The following is a 16734-nucleotide window of genomic DNA, read 5'->3' as shown; positions in this document are numbered from 1 at the left end:
ATTGAAAGGTGTGTTTCGCAGTGCAACATTAGGCCTTGGCCCAATCTGGCACGCACCTCCTAAAATGCGGTGGCAAGTTCGCGCATTCCGGTGATTTCGACGTGTCGTTTGCAGGAATTGCCTTGCCGGCATGAGAAAACATAAAGGAGTTTGCAATGAGCGAAGCTGCGACAAAACTGGAATCGGGCGGCAAGGCGCGTGAGTCGACCGCAAGGCTCGAGTTCGCCGGCAAGACGCATGAATTCAAGGTGCGAAGCGGCTCGACCGGGCCCGACGTGATCGACATCGGCGCGCTGTACAGCACCACCGGGGCCTTCACCTACGATCCCGGTTTCACCTCGACGGCAAGCTGCGAGTCGGCGATCACCTTCATCGACGGCGACGCCGGCATCCTGCTGCATCGCGGCTACCCGATCGACCAGCTCGCCGAGCACGGCGACTTCCTCGAGGTCTGCTATCTACTGCTCTACGGCGAATTGCCGACCAAGGCGCAGAAGGACGACTTCGACTATCGCGTTACGCGCCACACCATGGTGCATGAGCAGATGTCGCGCTTCTTCACCGGCTTCCGCCGCGACGCCCATCCGATGGCCGTCATGTGCGGCGTGGTCGGCGCGCTGTCGGCCTTCTACCACGACTCTACCGACATCTCGGACCCATACCAGCGCATGGTCGCCTCCATGCGGCTGATCGCCAAGATGCCGACGATCGCGGCGATGGCCTATAAATACCACATCGGCCAGCCCTTCATTTACCCGAAGAACGAGCTGAATTTCGCCGCCAACTTCCTGCACATGTGCTTTGCCGTGCCGTGTGAGGAGTACAAGATCAATCCGGTGCTGGCGCGCGCCATGGAGCGCATCTTCATCCTGCACGCCGATCACGAGCAGAACGCGTCGACTTCGACGGTTCGTCTCGCCGGCTCTTCGGGCGCCAATCCGTTCGCCTGCATCGCGGCCGGCATTGCTTGCCTCTGGGGCCCCGCGCATGGCGGCGCCAACGAGGCGGCCCTCAACATGCTGGGCGAGATCGGCCATGTCGATCACATCCCGGAATTCATCGCCCGCGCCAAGGACAAGAACGACCCGTTCCGCCTGATGGGCTTCGGCCATCGCGTCTACAAGAACTACGATCCGCGCGCCAAGATCATGCAGAAGACGGCGCATGAGGTGCTGGGCGAGCTCGGCATCAAGGATGATCCGCTGCTCGACATCGCGATGGAGCTGGAGAAGATCGCGCTGACCGACGAGTATTTCATCGAGAAGAAGCTCTATCCGAACGTCGACTTCTATTCGGGCATCACGCTGAAGGCGCTGGGCTTCCCCACCACCATGTTCACCGTGCTGTTCGCGGTCGCCCGCACCGTCGGCTGGATCGCGCAGTGGAAGGAAATGATCGAAGACCCGCACCAGAAGATCGGCCGCCCGCGCCAGCTCTACACCGGCGCTACGGAGCGCGATTACGTGCCGATTGCGAAGCGGTGATTGAGCGAATAGCGAAATAGCGAGTAGCGAATAGGGAAAGAACTGGCGGCACTGAGTGGCGCCAGCGTACTCGCTATTCGCTATTCGCTACTCCCTATTCGCTTTCTTGATGCACCCCAGCACCACCTCGGCAGCAATCTCGCCCGACGGTCTGTCGGTCGCCATGCGCCTGGCGATTTCCGCGAAACCTGCCCGCTGCCACGCGCGCATGCCGGTGTCGGCAAACAGGGCTTCCAGCTGACGCGCCAGGTTCTCCGGCCTGACATACTGATCGTAGAACTCCGGCACCAGCGCGCGATCGGCGATCAAATTGGGCAGCAGCGCCGACCAGGTCGTCACCAGATGCTGCAGCAGCTGCCTCGCGATCGGATCGAGCTTGTAGCTGGAGACCATTGGAACACCGCAAAGCGCAAGCTCGAGCGAAACTGTTCCGGAGGCGATCAGAGCCGCATCGGCCTTGCCGAAAGCCAACCATTTGCGCTCCGGATCGGTGACGATCTCTGGCTTCTCGTCCCACCGCGTGACGGACGCCTTTACCAGGTCGGCGACATGCGGCACCGTCGGCAGCATCAGCCGCAAGCGGTGACCGCGCTGATGCAAGACCGAGATCGCCTTGCCGAACGGCTCGATCAGCCGGCGCACCTCGCCGCGGCGCGAGCCGGGCAGCACGAGCAGCGTCTTCACGCGATCCTCCGACAGGTCCCGCGGCAAGCTCTGCGCCTTGGCGGCGCCAAGCACGCCGGGATCCTGGGTCAGCCGGTGGCCGACATAGGTGCCGGGCGGCCCACCAAGTCGGGTGAGCGCCTTCACTTCGAAGGGCAGGATGCAGAGGATGTGATCGACATAGGGCTTCATCGCCGCCGCCCTGCCCGGCCGCCATGCCCACACGCTCGGGCAGACATAATGGACGATCGGGATGGCGGGCGCGGCGGCGCGGACCCTTTTGGCGACCCGCAGCGAAAAATCAGGGCTGTCGATGGTGATCAGGCAATCCGGCCGCTCCGCCGCGATGGTGCCGGCTGTTCGGCTGATCCGGCGCATCAGCCGCGGCAGGTCGCGCAAGACGGCGCTGAAGCCCATCAGCGCGATCTCGCTGCCGTCGAAGAGCGGTGTCAGCCCCAGTTCCTGCAGATGCCGGCCGCCGATGCCGACGAGCCGGATCTTACGGCCGGTGGTCTTCTCGAGCGCACGCACGATGTCGGCGCCGAGCAAGTCCCCCGATTCCTCGCCCGCGACGATGGCGATCTTGAGCGGCCTCTCAGTGGCCATCGGTCGGCTCCGTCGCGGGAAATCCGACGATGAACAAGCCAAGCGCATTGGCCCGCGCGAGAGTCGCCGGGCCTTCGAGAATGAGCGAGCGGCCGGCTTCGACGGCGATGCCGGCAAGGCCGGCCGCGTGTGCGGCCTCGACCGTCTGCGGGCCTATCGAGGGCAAGTCGGCGCGCAGCTCCTGCCCTGGCTTGGCGCATTTGACCAGGACGCCGCGCGTCTTGCCGGCGAGCCTGCCGTGCCCGCGCAATTCGCGCGTCCTCTCGAGCAGGCCCTTAGTGCCTTCGATGCCTTCCAACGCGATAACCCGCCCTCCGACCGCAATCGCTGCCTGGCCGACGTCAAGCTCGCCGATTACCTTGGCCGCCGCGCGGCCCGCCTCGATATCGCGCCAGTCCGATTGCTTTGGTCCTGCCTTGGTCAGCGTGCCCTCGCCGGCAGCGAGATCTGGAACGATCTCATGCGCTCCGACCACCGTGATACCGCGCCTTTCCAGCCCGCGCGTCAGAACCTTCAGAAGCCCGTCGTCGCCGCGGGCCAGCGCCATCGCCACGGAGGGGATTATCGTCAGCAGACTGAGCGTTGGACGTACCTTCGCAAGCCGCGGCCTGCGCTTGATCTCGCCGGCAAGAACCAGGTGGCTAATGCCTTCGCGCTTCAGCAAGGGAAGCAGGAAGCCGATGTCTTCGAGCGCAAGCGTCGCCTGCTCGTAGGCGGCAAAGTCCGCTTCGCGATCCACCTCGCCCTCGGCCAGGATGATGAAAGGCGAATGTCCCTGTCTGACCAGACCTTCCGCCACTTCGACCGGCAGGCTGCCGCCACCGGCGATGATGCCGACCCTGGAGCCCGGCGCGAGTACAAGCGCTGACCCGGCGGGCTCAGCCCTCGTCATCGCCATCGTCATCGCCGCCACCGCCCTTAAGCGGCGGGACGGCATAATGCCGCTTGCCGCGACTGGTGATGAAGTCGATCATCTTCATGGCCGTCGGCGACGAGGCGAATTCCGCCTTGGCGATCTCGACATTCTCCCCGACCGTGCGGGAGTGGTCGAAAATCGCCCTGTAAGCCCTGCGCAGCATGTAGATTTCGGCGCGCGGCAGGCCGGAGCGCTTCAGGCCGATGACGTTGAGCCCGCGCAGCTTGGCGCGATTGCCGACCGCGATCGCAAAGGGAATGACATCGCCGACGACCGCCGAGCAGCCGCCGATAAAGGCGTTGTCGCCGACGCGGACAAACTGATGCACGGCGGTCAGGCCGCCGATATAGACATTGTCGCCGATCTCGCAGTGCCCGCCTAGCGTTGCTCCGTTGGCGAAGGTGGCATTCTTGCCGACGACGCAGTCATGGGCAATGTGGGCATAGGCCAGAAAATTGCCATTATCGCCGACCGTCGTCTCGCCGCGGCTGGAATCGGTGCCGACATGCATGGTGACGCCTTCGCGGATGGTGCAATTTTCGCCGATGACCAGCGTCGTGCGCCCGCCCTTGTGCTTGGTGTTTTGCGGCGGCGCCCCGAGCGTCGACATTGGATAGACCTTGGTCGAGCCGCCGACGGTGGTCGCGCCCATCACCGAGACATGGCTGACCAGCTCGACGCGATCGCCGATGACAGCATCGGCGCCGACATGGCAGAAGGGTCCGATACGCACACCTTCGCCGAGCTGGGCACCTTCTTCGACGACCGAGGAAGGGTGGATTGATGTCTGAACTTTCATGAGCATTAGAAACCGTCAGCCGGTGACCATCATAGCCGAAACTTCGGCTTCGGCGGCCTTTGCGCCATCCACCATCGCCTCGCAGGCAAATTTCAGCAGGTTGCCGCGCTTCTTGATCTTCTTGACGTGGATCCTGAGCTGATCGCCTGGGACGACCGGCTTGCGGAACTTCGCGTTGTCGATGGTCATGAAATAAACCAGCGACGGCTTTTCCGCATTGAGGCTGCGAATGCAGATCGCGCCGGCGGTCTGGGCCATCGCCTCGATGATGAGCACGCCCGGCATCACCGGCTGCTGCGGGAAATGGCCCTGAAAATGCGGTTCGTTGATGGTCACGTTCTTGATGCCGACCGCGGAGTCGTCGCCGTCGATTTCGACGATGCGGTCGATCAGCAGAAACGGATAACGGTGCGGCAGGAGCTTCATCAGCCCCATTATGTCGACCGCCTCAAGTGTCATCGCAACCGTGTCAGCCATTTCCGTCGCCCTGCTTGCGCGTCCTGGCCAGCCTGCGCAGCATCGCGATCTCACGCATGGCTTCCGCCATTGGCTGCGCCGGATAGCCTCCCCAGACCTCGCCCGCCGGCACGTTGCTCATGAATCCACTTCTCGCAGCAAGCTTGGCCCCGGGACCGATGGTCAAATGATCGGCGAGGCCGACGCCGCCACCCATGGTGACGTTGTCGCCGACGACGACGGAACCGGAAATACCCGAAAGCCCGGCTATAATGCAATTGCGGCCGATACGAACATTGTGGGCGATCTGCACCAGATTGTCGATCTTGGTACCTTGTCCGATGATCGTGTCGGACATCGCACCGCGATCGAGGGTCGAGTTGGAGCCGATCTCGACGTCGTCCTGGATGATGACGCGGCCGATCTGCGGCACGCGCTCAGGTCCCTTGGCGCCGGCCACGAAGCCGAACCCGTCCTGACCGATCCTTGCACCGCCATGAATGATGACGCGGTTGCCGATCAGCGCATATTGGATGCTGGCGCCCGGACCGACATAGCCATCACGACCTATCTTGCATGAGCGGCCAATGACGGCATGGGGCGCAATGACCGTGCCGCTCCCGATGGCAGCGCCGGGACCGATCACGGCACCTGCCTCCACGATCGCACCGGCTTCGACATGCGCGGACGGGTCGATATGCGCTTGCGGCGAAATGCCGGTTTCGCCGGTCATCGGCCCGGGCGTGGCGGCCTGCGGAAAGAGCAGCCGCCCCACCATGGCGAAGGCCTGCTGCGGGCGCGGATGCGCCAGCACCGCAATCCCCTGCGGCGCCCTGTTGGCGAAGTCGGCAGGACAGAGAACGGCAGCCGCCTTGAGCGAATGCATCAAGGCGAAATTGCGCTTGCCGTCGACAAAGACGAGCGCACCGTCGCCACCCTCATTGGCGGGCGCCAGCGCGTCGATGGCGATGTCGGCCTGCGAGGAATCAATAAGATTGGCGCCGGTCAGATTCGCGACCTCGCCAGCCGTATACCGGCGTGAAGGCGCGAAGAACACCGGATCGGTCATTCCACAAACATTATCCAGCTAGGTCGGATCAGTCGATTCCGGGCCATCACACGACCCGGAAACATCGTAACCCGCGGATTAGAAACGGGTCGCTATGCCGAAGTTGAATTCCTGCACGTCGTCGGTCGGTTCCTTTTTCACCGGGATCGCATAGTCGATTCGGATCGGACCGAACGGTGACGCCCACATCAGCCCGACACCGACCGAAGCGCGCAGCTTCATATCGGTCGAGGACTGGGTGACGCCTGCAGTATGAATTGCGCTGCCATAGAGCGTTGCAGCATCGGCAAACACCGCGCCCCGCAAGCCAAAGCTTTCCGGAATAGCCGGCAACGGGAACTGGGCTTCGGCCGAGGCATTGAAATAGGTCGTGCCACCGAGATGGTCACCCGTATTGGTATCTACAGGGCCGATGCCGCCATATTCGAAGCCACGGATCATACGATCAGTGCTTTGGAACTGGTCGAAGATGCGCAGACCATCGTTGCCATACCCGGCGATATGGCCAGCGCCACCGGAGATCAGACCGACCAGATCGAGCTGCTCGGACAGCGTTTGGTAGACGCTTGCGCGCCCGGTCAACTTCACCCACTTGGCGTCACCACCGAGACCGGCAACCTCGGTCGTACCAGTGACGTAGAGCCCTTCATGCGGGTTCTTCATGTCGTCGATGGTGTTGTAGACTAGCCCGAGGCTGACCGACGACTTAATCCATGGGCTTTGCTCTACGCCTTCCAAGATAGCCGGCGAAATGGTGCACGGGCTGCCAGGAATATAGGTCCCGTTGGTCAAGCAACTGTCGTCGACCTTATATTTCTCTTGCGAGATATTGTACGCCAGCTGCGTCGAAATACTGTCGGTGATCGGCAGCCCGAAGCGGATGGTCGCGCCCGTGGTATCACTGTCGTAGTGATTGTTATATTCCCTGGTCGACTTGTAGATGTCGAAGCCCGCCGCGATGCGCCGGCCGAGGAAATACGGCTCGGTGAAGGAGATCGCATAGTCGCGCGAGTTCTTGCCGCCGCCGGCCGACAGCTTGATGTACTGGCCGCGGCCGAGGAAGTTGCGCTCGGTGATCGAGCCTTCGACGGACGGACCCGGCGTGTCGCCGCCGGTCGAATAGCCGGCGCCGACCGAGAACTCACCGGTCGACTTCTCGACCACATCGACCACCAGGACGACTTGGTCCGGAGCGGACCCGGGGACGGTCGAGATGTCGACTTTTTGAAAATAATCCAGAGCTTCCAGGCGCTTCTTCGCGCGCTGGATAAGCACCTGGTTGAAGGCGTCGCCTTCGCTGACATCGAATTCGCGCCGGATGACGTAGTCGCGCGTGCGGTCGTTGCCGCGGATTTCGATACGCTCGATATAAGCCTTGGTGCCCTGGTCGATGGTGTAGACGACCGAGATCGTATGATTCTCGAAATTGCGGTCGCCGCGCGGCGTCACCTGGGCAAACGCATAGCCTGAGCCGGCGACCTTTTCGGTGAGCGCAACAATCGTGTCCTCGACGTCCTTGGCGTTGTAGACATCGCCCTTGTGCGTCTGGACCACCGATTCCAGCGACTTTGAGTCGACCTCGGGAATCGTGCTCTCGACGCTGATGTCGCCGAAGTTGTAGCGCTCGCCCTCCTGCACGGTGATCGTGACCGTGTATTTGTTGGTGGCTTCATCCAACTCGCCGACGGCCGAAACGACCTGGAAGTCGGCGTAGCCGTGATTGTAGTAGAAGCGGCGCAGCAACTCCTGGTCGGCGCGCAGCTTGTCCTCGTCATAGACGTCGTCGCGCAGCACGAATGAAAGCCAGGACGAACGCTTGGTGTTGATGACGTCCGACAGGCGACGGCTGGAAAAAGCGCTGTTGCCGACGAAATTGACCGCCGCGATCTGCGTGCGCGCGCCTTCGTTAATGTTGAAGACCACGTTCACGCGATTGTCGCCGAGGTCCATGATCTGAGTGGTCACGGCGGCGTCGTCGCGGCCGATACGCCGATAGGCAGCCTTGACCGCCTCGACGTCGGCGTCGAGCGCCTGCTGCGAGAAGGTCGCGCGCGGCTTCAGCTGGACAGCGGCCTGGAGCGCGTTGTCCTTGAGCTTCTTGTTGCCCTGGAACAGGACCTGGTTGACGACCTTGTATTCGGAAACCTTGACGACCAGGGTCGAGCCGACCTGATTGATCTGGACGTCCGAGAACAGCCCGGTGCCGAACAGCGCCTTCACGGCGCTATCGATATCGGCACTTGAAAACGCCTTGCCGGGCTTGATCGCGATGTAATTGCGGATGGTTTCGGCATCGACACGCTGGTTGCCGCTGACCTCGACCCTGCTGACCACTGCTGCTTCGGCTACCGATGTGGCAACGAACTGCACTGCGAGCGCGCCTGGCAAAACCAGGGCGGCGGACAAAGCCGCCGCGGACGCGGCGCTCAGAAACTTGGATGCTGCCTTCATCGGGCTTTTGTACCTTTTTCTCGTAGTCCCCACGGCGAGAAAACCGGACGTGCGGTATTTTCCCTTACCGTATTAACCGGATTTCCCCTACACGCAAGGCTCCCGGTTAATTTGTATTTACTTAACCCTGTTGCGTGGCTTTCGTGTCACGCATATCCCCACGCATGGTAAACGGCGTCTCAATATGGATGGGGCCGAAGCCAAATTCCTTCATGATTTCAGCACCCAAACAGATCATTCCAAAAAACGAAGCCCATAAATCCGAGCACCAGAAGGAGACCGGTCCGGTAGGCCATCTCCATCATCCGCTCCGACACGGGCCGCCTTATGACGGCCTCCACGCCGTAGAACAAGAGGTGGCCGCCGTCGAGAGGGGGAATCGGTAGCAGATTGAGAATCCCTATCCCGACTGACAGGAATGCAACAAGCTGCACCAGCCATTCGAAACCGAGTTTGGCCGCCTGACCCGACATTTTCGCGATCTTGATCGGGCCGCCGAGTTGGCATTTGTCCTCGCGCCCGACGACGAAACGTTGCAGAAATTGCCCGGTGCGCTCGATCACATGCCCGGTTTCCTCGACAGCCGCCGCCAGCGCGCCCGCGGGCGTGTAGGAGACCAGTCGCGGCTGCCCGAGCTCCGCATTGTTGGCCACGCCGATGATCGCGACCTTGACCTTGTTGCCCAGCGCATCCTGCTGCTCCATCGGTTCCGGCGTCGCGGTGACGGTGATTTCCTTGCCGTCGCGCAACATGGTGAAGGTGATGGCGTCGCCGGCGCGGCCCGAAACCAGGCGTTGAACGTCGGCGAAGGTCTCCACCTTGTTGCCGTCGACTCTGACGAATCGATCGCCGGGCTGAATGCCCGCCCGCGCCGCCGGGCTGCCGGCGCTGACGTCGGCCACCATCGGCTCCATCACCGGGCGGCCATAGAGCGAAAACAGCACCGCGAACACGGCGATCGTCAGCAGGAAATTGAACAGCGGCCCGGCGACGACGGTCGCCGCGCGTTTCCAGATCGGCTGGGTGTGGAAGGCGACCTCGCGCTCGGCCTCGCTCAGCGATTCGAGGTCCTCGGTGCTCGGCTGGCTCGATGTCGCGTTCATGTCGCCGACGAATTTCACGTAGCCGCCAAGCGGAATGGCGCAAAGCTTCCAGCGGGTTCCGTGGCGGTCGTTGAAACCGAAGAGCTCCGGGCCGAAGCCGATGGCAAAAGCCTTGACGCCGATGCCGCACCAGCGGCCGATGAGGTAGTGGCCCATCTCATGCACGAACACCACGACGGTGAGCACGAACAGGAACGGCACAAGGGTGCCGAGGACAAAGCCTTGCGTGCTGAAGAGCGCGTGAAGAATCTCGTTCAAGTCATGCCCTCAAAATTCGCCCAGCGCGACAGTCCGCCGCGACTGTGGCATCAATCCGGGCGAATCCGTGGCACGCGTCGTTTTCGCCCATTGGCGACGCCAGTCAGTTCGGAAACAGCCCCATTGCCGGATGGTCGGCGCCCGCCGCAATCCAACCGATGACGTACAGGGCGAACGCAGCCGCGACAAGCCCGTCCACCCTGTCCATGACGCCGCCATGGCCGGGAATGAGATTGCTCGAATCCTTGCAGCCGTGCCGGCGCTTGACCCAGGATTCGAACAGATCGCCGATCTGCGAGACGATCGAGAGCGCCAAGGCGACGAGGCCAAGCATAGTGAGATTGCCGGCCCCGGCCGCGATTGCCAGCACCAATCCGGCAGCGATGCCGCCGACAGCGCCGCCAAGCGCGCCGCTCTGCGTCTTGCCGGGCGAGATTGATGGGGCAAGCTTCGGGCCGCCGACCCTGCGGCCGACGAAATAGGCCGCTATGTCGGTCGCCCAGACGACCGCGAACAGGAAGAGGATGGCGATCAATCCTGAGTGGCTGTCCCCGCGCAGATAGGCGAGCGACAAGCCGGACAACGACGCGTATGCCAGCCCCGAGGCCTCCCACTGCGCTGCTCCCCGCAGTCGCGCGGCGACAGCGACGACAGCAGTGACGGATGCGACCAGAAGCAGCAGCCACAGTGCCGGCAGACCGGCGATCAGCGCACCAATGAAGACGAGAATCAGCACTTCCGGCAGAAAGCCGAGCGTCGCACCGTTCTCAGCGCGCGACATGCGCGTCCATTCGTAGAAGATCAACGCCGCGATCGCCGCACAGAACAGGCGGAACGGCAGCCCGCCGAGCCAGGTGAGCGCAAGTGTGGCGGCTGCCATCACGATGGCCGAGATGACACGCTGCTGGAGATTGCTCATCGATGCCGCGCTACAAGGCGACGTCGCGGGCGGCGAGCCCGCCGAAACGGCGTTCGCGGCCGGCAAAGTCGCGCAGGGCGTCGGCCAGGTGCTCCCGGCTGAAGTCCGGCCAGTAGCAAGGCAGGAAGACGAGCTCGCTATAGGCGGCCTGCCACAAGAGGAAGTTCGACAGCCTGAGCTCGCCGCTGGTGCGGATCACGAGGTCTGGATCGGGAATGCCCTCAGTGTCGAGCGAGCCGGCAAAGCTCTCCATCGTGATGGCATCGCTTGTCATTTCGCCGCGAGCCACGGCATCGGCGAGCTTGCGCGCGGCGCGCACGATCTCGTCGCGCCCGCCATAGTTGAAGGCGATGACCAGCGTCAGCGCCTCATTGCCCGCGGTCAGCGATTCGGCCTCCTGCAGCAGGCCTCTGATGTCCGGCGTCAGCCCTTCCCTGTCGCCGATCACCCTCACCCGCACGCCGTTTTGGTGCAGCTCGGCGAGATCCCGGCGGATGAAGAGCTTCAGGAGGCCCATCAGGTCGCTGACCTCGGACTTCGGCCGCGACCAGTTTTCAGAGGAGAAGGCGTAGACCGTCAGATAGGAGATGCCGAGCTCTGGCGCGGCGCGCACCGTCTTGCGCAAGGCTTCGACGCCGGCGCGGTGGCCGGCGAGCCTCGGCATGCCGCGCGCCTTTGCCCAGCGTCCGTTTCCGTCCATGATGATCGCGACATGCGCGGGGGTTGTCATGGTCTCGCTTTCGAGCCGGTGAGAAACCGACCCTAAACCTGCATGATTTCAGCTTCCTTATCGGCAAGCAGGTGATCGATGGTGCTGATCATCTCATCGGTCAGCTTCTGAACCTGGTCGGAGCGCTTGCGCTGATCGTCTTCGCTGATCGTGCCGTCCTTTTCCGCCTTTTTGAGGAAATCCATGCCGTCGCGACGGACATGGCGAACCGCGACGCGGGCGTTCTCGGCATAGCCGTGCGAGATCTTGACCAGTTCCTTGCGGCGCTGCTCGTTGAGTTCGGGCAAAGGAATCCTCAGATTGGTGCCGTCGACGATCGGATTGAAGCCAAGATTGGCCTCGCGGATAGCGCGGTCGACGGCGCTCACCATCGATTTGTCCCAGACCGATACCGAAATCATCCGCGGCTCCGGAACCGTGACGTTGGCCACCTGGTTGATAGGCATCGTCGTGCCATAAGCATGGACCTGCACGGCGTCGAGCAGGTTGCTGGAAGCGCGGCCGGTGCGCAGCGAAGCGAGATCGTGCTTGAAGGCCGCGATCGCCCCGTCCATGCGCCGCTTGAGATCGTCGTACTCGCCACTCATGATCATCTCCTCGACCCGTTCGCCGGGTTCAATGCTTGTCTTCTAGTCTCGACCGGACCGGCGATCATTCAGCCGTCTTCGGCCCCAGTCAATTGTCCGCGACGATCGTGCAACGGCCGCCGCCTCTTAGAATTTCGCCGAAACCACCTTTTTCGTGGATCGAATAGACGATTATCGGAATGTTGTTTTCACGCGCAAGTGCAATCGCGGCCGTATCCATGATCGTAAGCCCGCGTTTGATGACTTCGGCATGACTTATGCGGTCGAAGCGCACCGCATCCGGATCCTTCTTCGGGTCGGCCGAATAGACGCCGTCGACCTGCGTGCCCTTGAACAGCGCGTCGGCGCCGATCTCGGCGGCGCGCAGCGCTGCGGCCGAATCGGTGGTGAAGAACGGATTGCCGGTGCCGCCGGCAAAGATCACCACCTTGCCTTGATTCATATAGGCGGTCGCCTGGCGCTGTGAAAAACTTTCGCAGAGTTCCGGCATGGCAATGGCCGAAAGCACCACGGCGTCGACGCCGATTTTGTTCAGCGAGGTGCGCAGCGCCAGCGAGTTGATGACGGTGGCGAGCATGCCCATGTGATCGCCGGTGACGCGGTCGCCGCCCTTGGAGGCGACGGCCACGCCGCGGAAGATGTTGCCGCCGCCGATCACGACTCCGACTTCGACGCCAAGCGCCCGCGCCTCGGCAATGTCGGCTGCGATACGGTCGACGACCGAGACGTCGATGCCGAAATGCTGTTCCCCCATCAAGGCTTCGCCCGAAGCTTTCAGCAAGACACGTCGATAGAGGGGCTTCACCGTCATCTGGTTCCTCGAAAAATCTCGGCGCGGGCAAATCTGGAGGCGAAGGCGCCTCGCTTCGCCTGGCGGCGCTGGCACGATGGTTCGACCCGATACACGAAGGGCGCGGCGATGTCACGCCGCGCCCTCGCGCAAAATTCCAGGCTTTTCCGATCAGTTGCTGCTGATCCCGACCAGTTCGCCTTCGATCAGGACCGGCAGCGAATAGCCGGACGGCTTGTCGCCCGTCACGACGCCGCCGGCCACCCTGACCTGAATCTCGGGTCCAAAAAAGGAATGCGGGAACGGCGCGGGCGCAAGGCTCACCGAATCGAGCCGCTTGCGGAGTTCGGCAGGGATTGAAAAGTCCAGCGCCCGGAGATTGTCCTGCAACTGGGCAAGTTTCGTCGCGCCGAGGATGACGGTGGCCACACCCGGCTGCGCCGCAACCCAGTTCAGCGCCACCTGCGCCATGCTTCGGTCGAGTTCGGAAGCCACCTTCTCGAGTTCCGTAACGATCGCCCAATTGCGTTCGCTGAATTTCTGGAAACCCGGATGCGTGGTGTTGCGGAACCCGTCGAGCCGGCCGGCATTGCCGGCTTGCGCCGGGCGGTATTTGCCGCTTAGCAGGCCGCTGGCCAGCGGGCTCCACGCCATGATGCCGGCGCCGTGACGCGAGGCGAAAGGCGCGAATTCATGTTCGATCGAGCGCTCGACGAGCGAATATTCGAGCTGCAGGGCCGAGACCGGCTCATAGCCGCGCAGTTCGGCGATCGCCTGCGCCCGCCCGGCATACCAGGCCGGCACGTCAGAAAGACCGATATGGCGTACTTTGCCGGCACGCACCAAATCGTCCAGCGTGCGCAACACCTCCTCGGCCGGCGTGAGCCTGTCCCAGACATGCATGAGGTAAAGATCGATATAGTCGGTTCCGAGCCGCTTCAGCGAAGCGTCCACCGCGCGCATGATGTTCTTTCGGCCATTGCCGCCGGCATTCGGATTGCCGGGTTCCTTGTTCATCGTGAATTTGGTGGCGATCACCGCCTTGTCGCGCAAGCCGCGCTCGGCGACGAATTCGCCGAGCCAGGTCTCTGCCGTCCCGCCGGTGTAGAGGTCGGCCGTGTCGAAGAAATTGCCGCCAGCCTCGACATAGGCGTCGAACATGGCGCGGGAGGTTTCCCTGTCAGCACCCCAGCCCCATTCGGTGCCGAAGGTCATGGTGCCCAGCGCCAGCCGGCTGACGCGCAGGCCGCTATTGCCGAGCGTGTAATAGTTCATGCTCATGACGTGTTCCGATCGTGTTTGGTATGGGCTTATTGGCCAGGCGTCGCTTTCACCCAGGGATTGCCGCGCTCATGCGTCATGCGGAACGTGAAGCCGTCCACCTTCCAGCCTTGACCCGATCGGCTCAGGCGATGCTCATAGGTGCCCCAGACCTCCCAGAGCGGATCGCCATTGCCTTCCATCCTGTTCCAGGCATAGCCGTTGGAACGGACGGTCGCCGTATCGGCCTCTATTTCGACCTGGTGGTTGGTCCGCAGGTGCAGGCTCGTCTTGCTGCCTTTGAGATTGGCAGCCCAGGCGCCGATCAGATCGTCGGAGGCGACCCTGGCCGCGGGCTGTCCGGAAAGGCTGCTGAAGTCTGCGGTAACCCGGTCGGCGAAGAAGCTGCGGGCGAGTTTCCAATCCTGCGCATCGACGGCGCGGTCAATGGCATCCGCGATGCGGATGACGGCGCGCTCGTCGGCGAGCGTTTGCCAGCCCATTGGTTCGGCTCCGCCGGCATCGACGGGCGCCAGTGCCAGTCCTGCCGCGAAGGTCACATGTCTCAAAGCATTCATGTTTTTTCTCCTTGCGCATCGGCCCCACCGCCCGTGTGTTGGCGCCAATGTGGACCAGCTTGGCGGCATCGATAAGATTGCATTGTTCGCAAGGACTATGCGATATTATTCATGAATGGATCGAGATCTGCTGACGCATCTGCCGGTGATCGTCGCCGTGGCTCGGCGCGGCGGCTTCGCGCTTGCCGCGGCCGAGCTCGGCATGAGTCCGTCGGCGGTCAGTCATGCGGTGCGGCTGGTGGAAGAGCGCATCGGCCAGCCGCTGTTTGCGCGCACCACGCGCAGCGTTTCGCTGACCGAAGCCGGCAAGGCGCTGGTGGAGACCGCGGCCCCTGCCCTGCAGGACATCTCCGAGCGCATCGACCGCATCCGCGGCGTCAAGGGCAGGCCCTCCGGCCTGCTCAGGATCAATGCGTCCAATATCGCGATCCCCCTGGCGGTCACGCCGGTGATCGCGGCCATGGCCGAACGCTATCCGGAGGTGACGGTCGAGGTCTTCGCCGACCAGGCCCTGATCGATATCGTCGGCGAGGGTTTCGATGCCGGCATCAGGCTGGGCGAGATGATCGCACAGGATATGATCACCGTGCGGCTTACGCCTCCCGTCAAGGCAGTGGTTGTCGCCTCGCCCGGCTATATCGGAAAGCACGGCCGGCCGCGCGACGTAGCCGACCTGGCGAGGCACAATTGCATCGGCTACCGGCTTGTCCGCTCCGGCGGGCTCTATCGTTGGGATCTGAACGAAAACGGCAAGGATGTCGTGGTCGAGACGCGCGGCACGGCCATCGTCACAGATTCGCTTGCGGCGATCGATCTTGCGCTTGCTGGCGTCGGGCTCGCCTACGTATTCGAGCCGCTGGTGCGCGCCGATCTCGCCGCGGGTCGTCTGGTTCAGATCCTGCCGAAGACGGCGATCGAGGAGCCGGGCCTGTTCCTCTATTTCCCGCGCAGGGCATCGATGGCGCCGAAGCTCAGAGCCTTTATCGATACCGCTCAAGAGATCGGCCGGGCATCCATGCGGACACCCGGCCGAGTTGCCTGAGCTCTGTAGCCTTACTTTTGCTTCGGACTATTTCTTGACCGCGGCCGCGACTTCCGCCGCGAAATCGGTCGCTTCCTTCTCGATGCCCTCGCCCAGCGCGTAACGCAGATAGGCGGTGATCTTCGCCGGAGCGCCGATCTCCTTCTCGGCATCCTTCAGCGCCTTCTCGACGGTGATGTCGGGATTGAGCACGAAGGCCTGCTTCAGGAGCACGACCTCTTCATAGAACTTACGCAGCCGGCCCTCGACCATCTTCTCGATGATCGCTTCCGGCTTGCCGGACTGGCGGGCCTGGTCGGAGAAGATCGCCTTCTCGCGCTCGATCAGGGCCGGGTCGACTTCCTCGGCAGTCAGCGCAACCGGGTTGGTCGCGGCGACATGCATGGCGACCTGGCGGCCGAAGGCGTTCGCCGCATGCTCATTGCCGGTGGTCTCGATCGCGACCAGCACGCCGAGCTTGCCGAGGCCATCCGCGACGGCATTGTGGACATAGGTCGCCACCGCGCCACGCGGGACAGTGAGCTTGGCCGAGCGGCGGAAGCCCATGTTCTCGCCGATGGTGCCGACCGCGTCCTTGATGGTGTCGGTGACTGACTTGTCGGAGCCCGGATACTTGGCCGCGGCAACTGCTTCGGTCGTGCCATAGGCGAGCGCCACCTTGGCGACGTTGGCGACGATTTCCTGGAAGGCGGAGTTGCGCGCGACGAAGTCGGTCTCGGAGTTCACCTCGACGACCGCGGCTTCGCGAACACCGGAATCGACGCCGATCAGGCCTTCCGCCGCGGTGCGGCCGGCCTTCTTGTCGGCCTTGGAGATGCCCTTCTTGCGCAGCCAGTCGACGGCCGCTTCCATGTCGCCGTTGGTTTCGTTCAACGCCGCCTTGCAGTCCATCATGCCCGCGCCGGTCAAGTCGCGGAGTTCTTTGACCTGTGCAGCCGAAATGCTCATTGTCGCCTCTTTGTTTCAAATGCGCCGACGCACCATCGAATCCCGATGATGCGCCCGGCAAAAGCGCTTTAACGC

General features: G+C 63.0%; 15 protein-coding genes and 1 pseudogene. 2 read left to right on the top strand and 14 right to left on the bottom strand.

All coding sequences use genetic code 11. The features are described 5' to 3' along the window. Positions 1-155: 155 nt before the first annotated feature. Positions 156-1484 carry a citrate synthase gene (gene gltA, locus P9228_RS16530; RefSeq protein ID WP_067319906.1) on the top strand — a complete coding sequence of 443 codons (1329 nt, stop codon included), beginning with the start codon at positions 156-158 and terminating at the stop codon, positions 1482-1484. 87 nt (positions 1485-1571) lie between these two features. Here the strand turns inward: gltA and lpxB are convergent, their stop codons facing one another. The 13 genes and pseudogenes from lpxB to P9228_RS16465 all read right to left on the bottom strand — a co-directional run bounded on the left by lpxB (position 1572) and on the right by P9228_RS16465 (position 14669). Beyond that, the gene (gene lpxB / locus P9228_RS16525) at positions 1572-2753 is read right to left on the bottom strand and encodes a lipid-A-disaccharide synthase (RefSeq protein WP_278054362.1); all 1182 of its coding nucleotides are present in this window, start codon (positions 2751-2753) and stop codon (positions 1572-1574) included. Beyond that, on the bottom strand, positions 2743-3645 hold the full coding sequence (gene lpxI, locus P9228_RS16520) for a UDP-2,3-diacylglucosamine diphosphatase LpxI (RefSeq protein WP_278054941.1): 903 nt from the start codon (positions 3643-3645) through the stop codon (positions 2743-2745). The genes lpxB and lpxI overlap by 11 nt, the downstream gene beginning before the upstream one ends. Continuing rightward, positions 3632-4468, bottom strand: a complete 837-nt coding sequence (lpxA, locus tag P9228_RS16515) for an acyl-ACP--UDP-N-acetylglucosamine O-acyltransferase (RefSeq protein WP_095800874.1) — start codon at positions 4466-4468, stop codon at positions 3632-3634. Before lpxA ends, lpxI begins: the two co-directional genes overlap by 14 nt. A gap of 15 nt (positions 4469-4483) precedes the next feature. After that, complete coding sequence (gene fabZ / locus P9228_RS16510) at positions 4484-4945, bottom strand: 3-hydroxyacyl-ACP dehydratase FabZ (protein WP_095800760.1); 462 nt, start codon at positions 4943-4945, stop codon at positions 4484-4486. Continuing rightward, complete coding sequence (lpxD, locus tag P9228_RS16505; protein WP_278054360.1) at positions 4938-5993, bottom strand: UDP-3-O-(3-hydroxymyristoyl)glucosamine N-acyltransferase; 1056 nt, start codon at positions 5991-5993, stop codon at positions 4938-4940. The genes fabZ and lpxD overlap by 8 nt, the downstream gene beginning before the upstream one ends. A gap of 78 nt (positions 5994-6071) precedes the next feature. Then, positions 6072-8444, bottom strand: a complete 2373-nt coding sequence (gene bamA, locus P9228_RS16500) for an outer membrane protein assembly factor BamA (protein WP_278054359.1) — start codon at positions 8442-8444, stop codon at positions 6072-6074. 218 nt (positions 8445-8662) lie between these two features. Continuing rightward, entirely contained in the window at positions 8663-9805 is a 1143-nt protein-coding gene (gene rseP, locus P9228_RS16495; RefSeq protein WP_278054357.1) for an RIP metalloprotease RseP, read from the bottom strand. A gap of 103 nt (positions 9806-9908) precedes the next feature. After that, positions 9909-10724 carry a phosphatidate cytidylyltransferase gene (locus P9228_RS16490; protein WP_095800762.1) on the bottom strand — a complete coding sequence of 272 codons (816 nt, stop codon included), beginning with the start codon at positions 10722-10724 and terminating at the stop codon, positions 9909-9911. A gap of 10 nt (positions 10725-10734) precedes the next feature. After that, a pseudogene (locus tag P9228_RS16485) lies at positions 10735-11466 on the bottom strand (isoprenyl transferase); the annotation flags it as partial. A 20-nt stretch (positions 11467-11486) separates the two neighbouring features. Continuing rightward, complete coding sequence (frr, locus tag P9228_RS16480) at positions 11487-12041, bottom strand: ribosome recycling factor (RefSeq protein WP_278054356.1); 555 nt, start codon at positions 12039-12041, stop codon at positions 11487-11489. An 88-nt stretch (positions 12042-12129) separates the two neighbouring features. Beyond that, the gene (gene pyrH / locus P9228_RS16475; protein ID WP_067319888.1) at positions 12130-12852 is read right to left on the bottom strand and encodes a UMP kinase; all 723 of its coding nucleotides are present in this window, start codon (positions 12850-12852) and stop codon (positions 12130-12132) included. 150 nt (positions 12853-13002) lie between these two features. After that, entirely contained in the window at positions 13003-14112 is a 1110-nt protein-coding gene (locus P9228_RS16470; RefSeq protein ID WP_278054355.1) for an aldo/keto reductase, read from the bottom strand. Between the two features lie 29 nt (positions 14113-14141). Further along, positions 14142-14669 carry a nuclear transport factor 2 family protein gene (locus tag P9228_RS16465; protein WP_067319881.1) on the bottom strand — a complete coding sequence of 176 codons (528 nt, stop codon included), beginning with the start codon at positions 14667-14669 and terminating at the stop codon, positions 14142-14144. 115 nt (positions 14670-14784) lie between these two features. On the opposite strand from P9228_RS16465, the gene P9228_RS16460 reads away from it, so the two are divergent. Continuing rightward, entirely contained in the window at positions 14785-15711 is a 927-nt protein-coding gene (locus P9228_RS16460) for a LysR family transcriptional regulator (RefSeq protein ID WP_278054353.1), read from the top strand. Between the two features lie 27 nt (positions 15712-15738). Here the strand turns inward: P9228_RS16460 and tsf are convergent, their stop codons facing one another. Then, positions 15739-16659 carry a translation elongation factor Ts gene (gene tsf / locus P9228_RS16455; protein ID WP_278054350.1) on the bottom strand — a complete coding sequence of 307 codons (921 nt, stop codon included), beginning with the start codon at positions 16657-16659 and terminating at the stop codon, positions 15739-15741. Between the last annotated feature and the right edge of the window lie 75 nt (positions 16660-16734).

The organism is Mesorhizobium sp. WSM4898 (assembly GCF_029625845.1).
GTDB lineage: Bacteria > Pseudomonadota > Alphaproteobacteria > Rhizobiales > Rhizobiaceae > Mesorhizobium.
The sequence above is the reverse complement of the archived record's forward strand: the minus strand, read 5'-3'. Positions and strand labels throughout refer to the sequence as shown.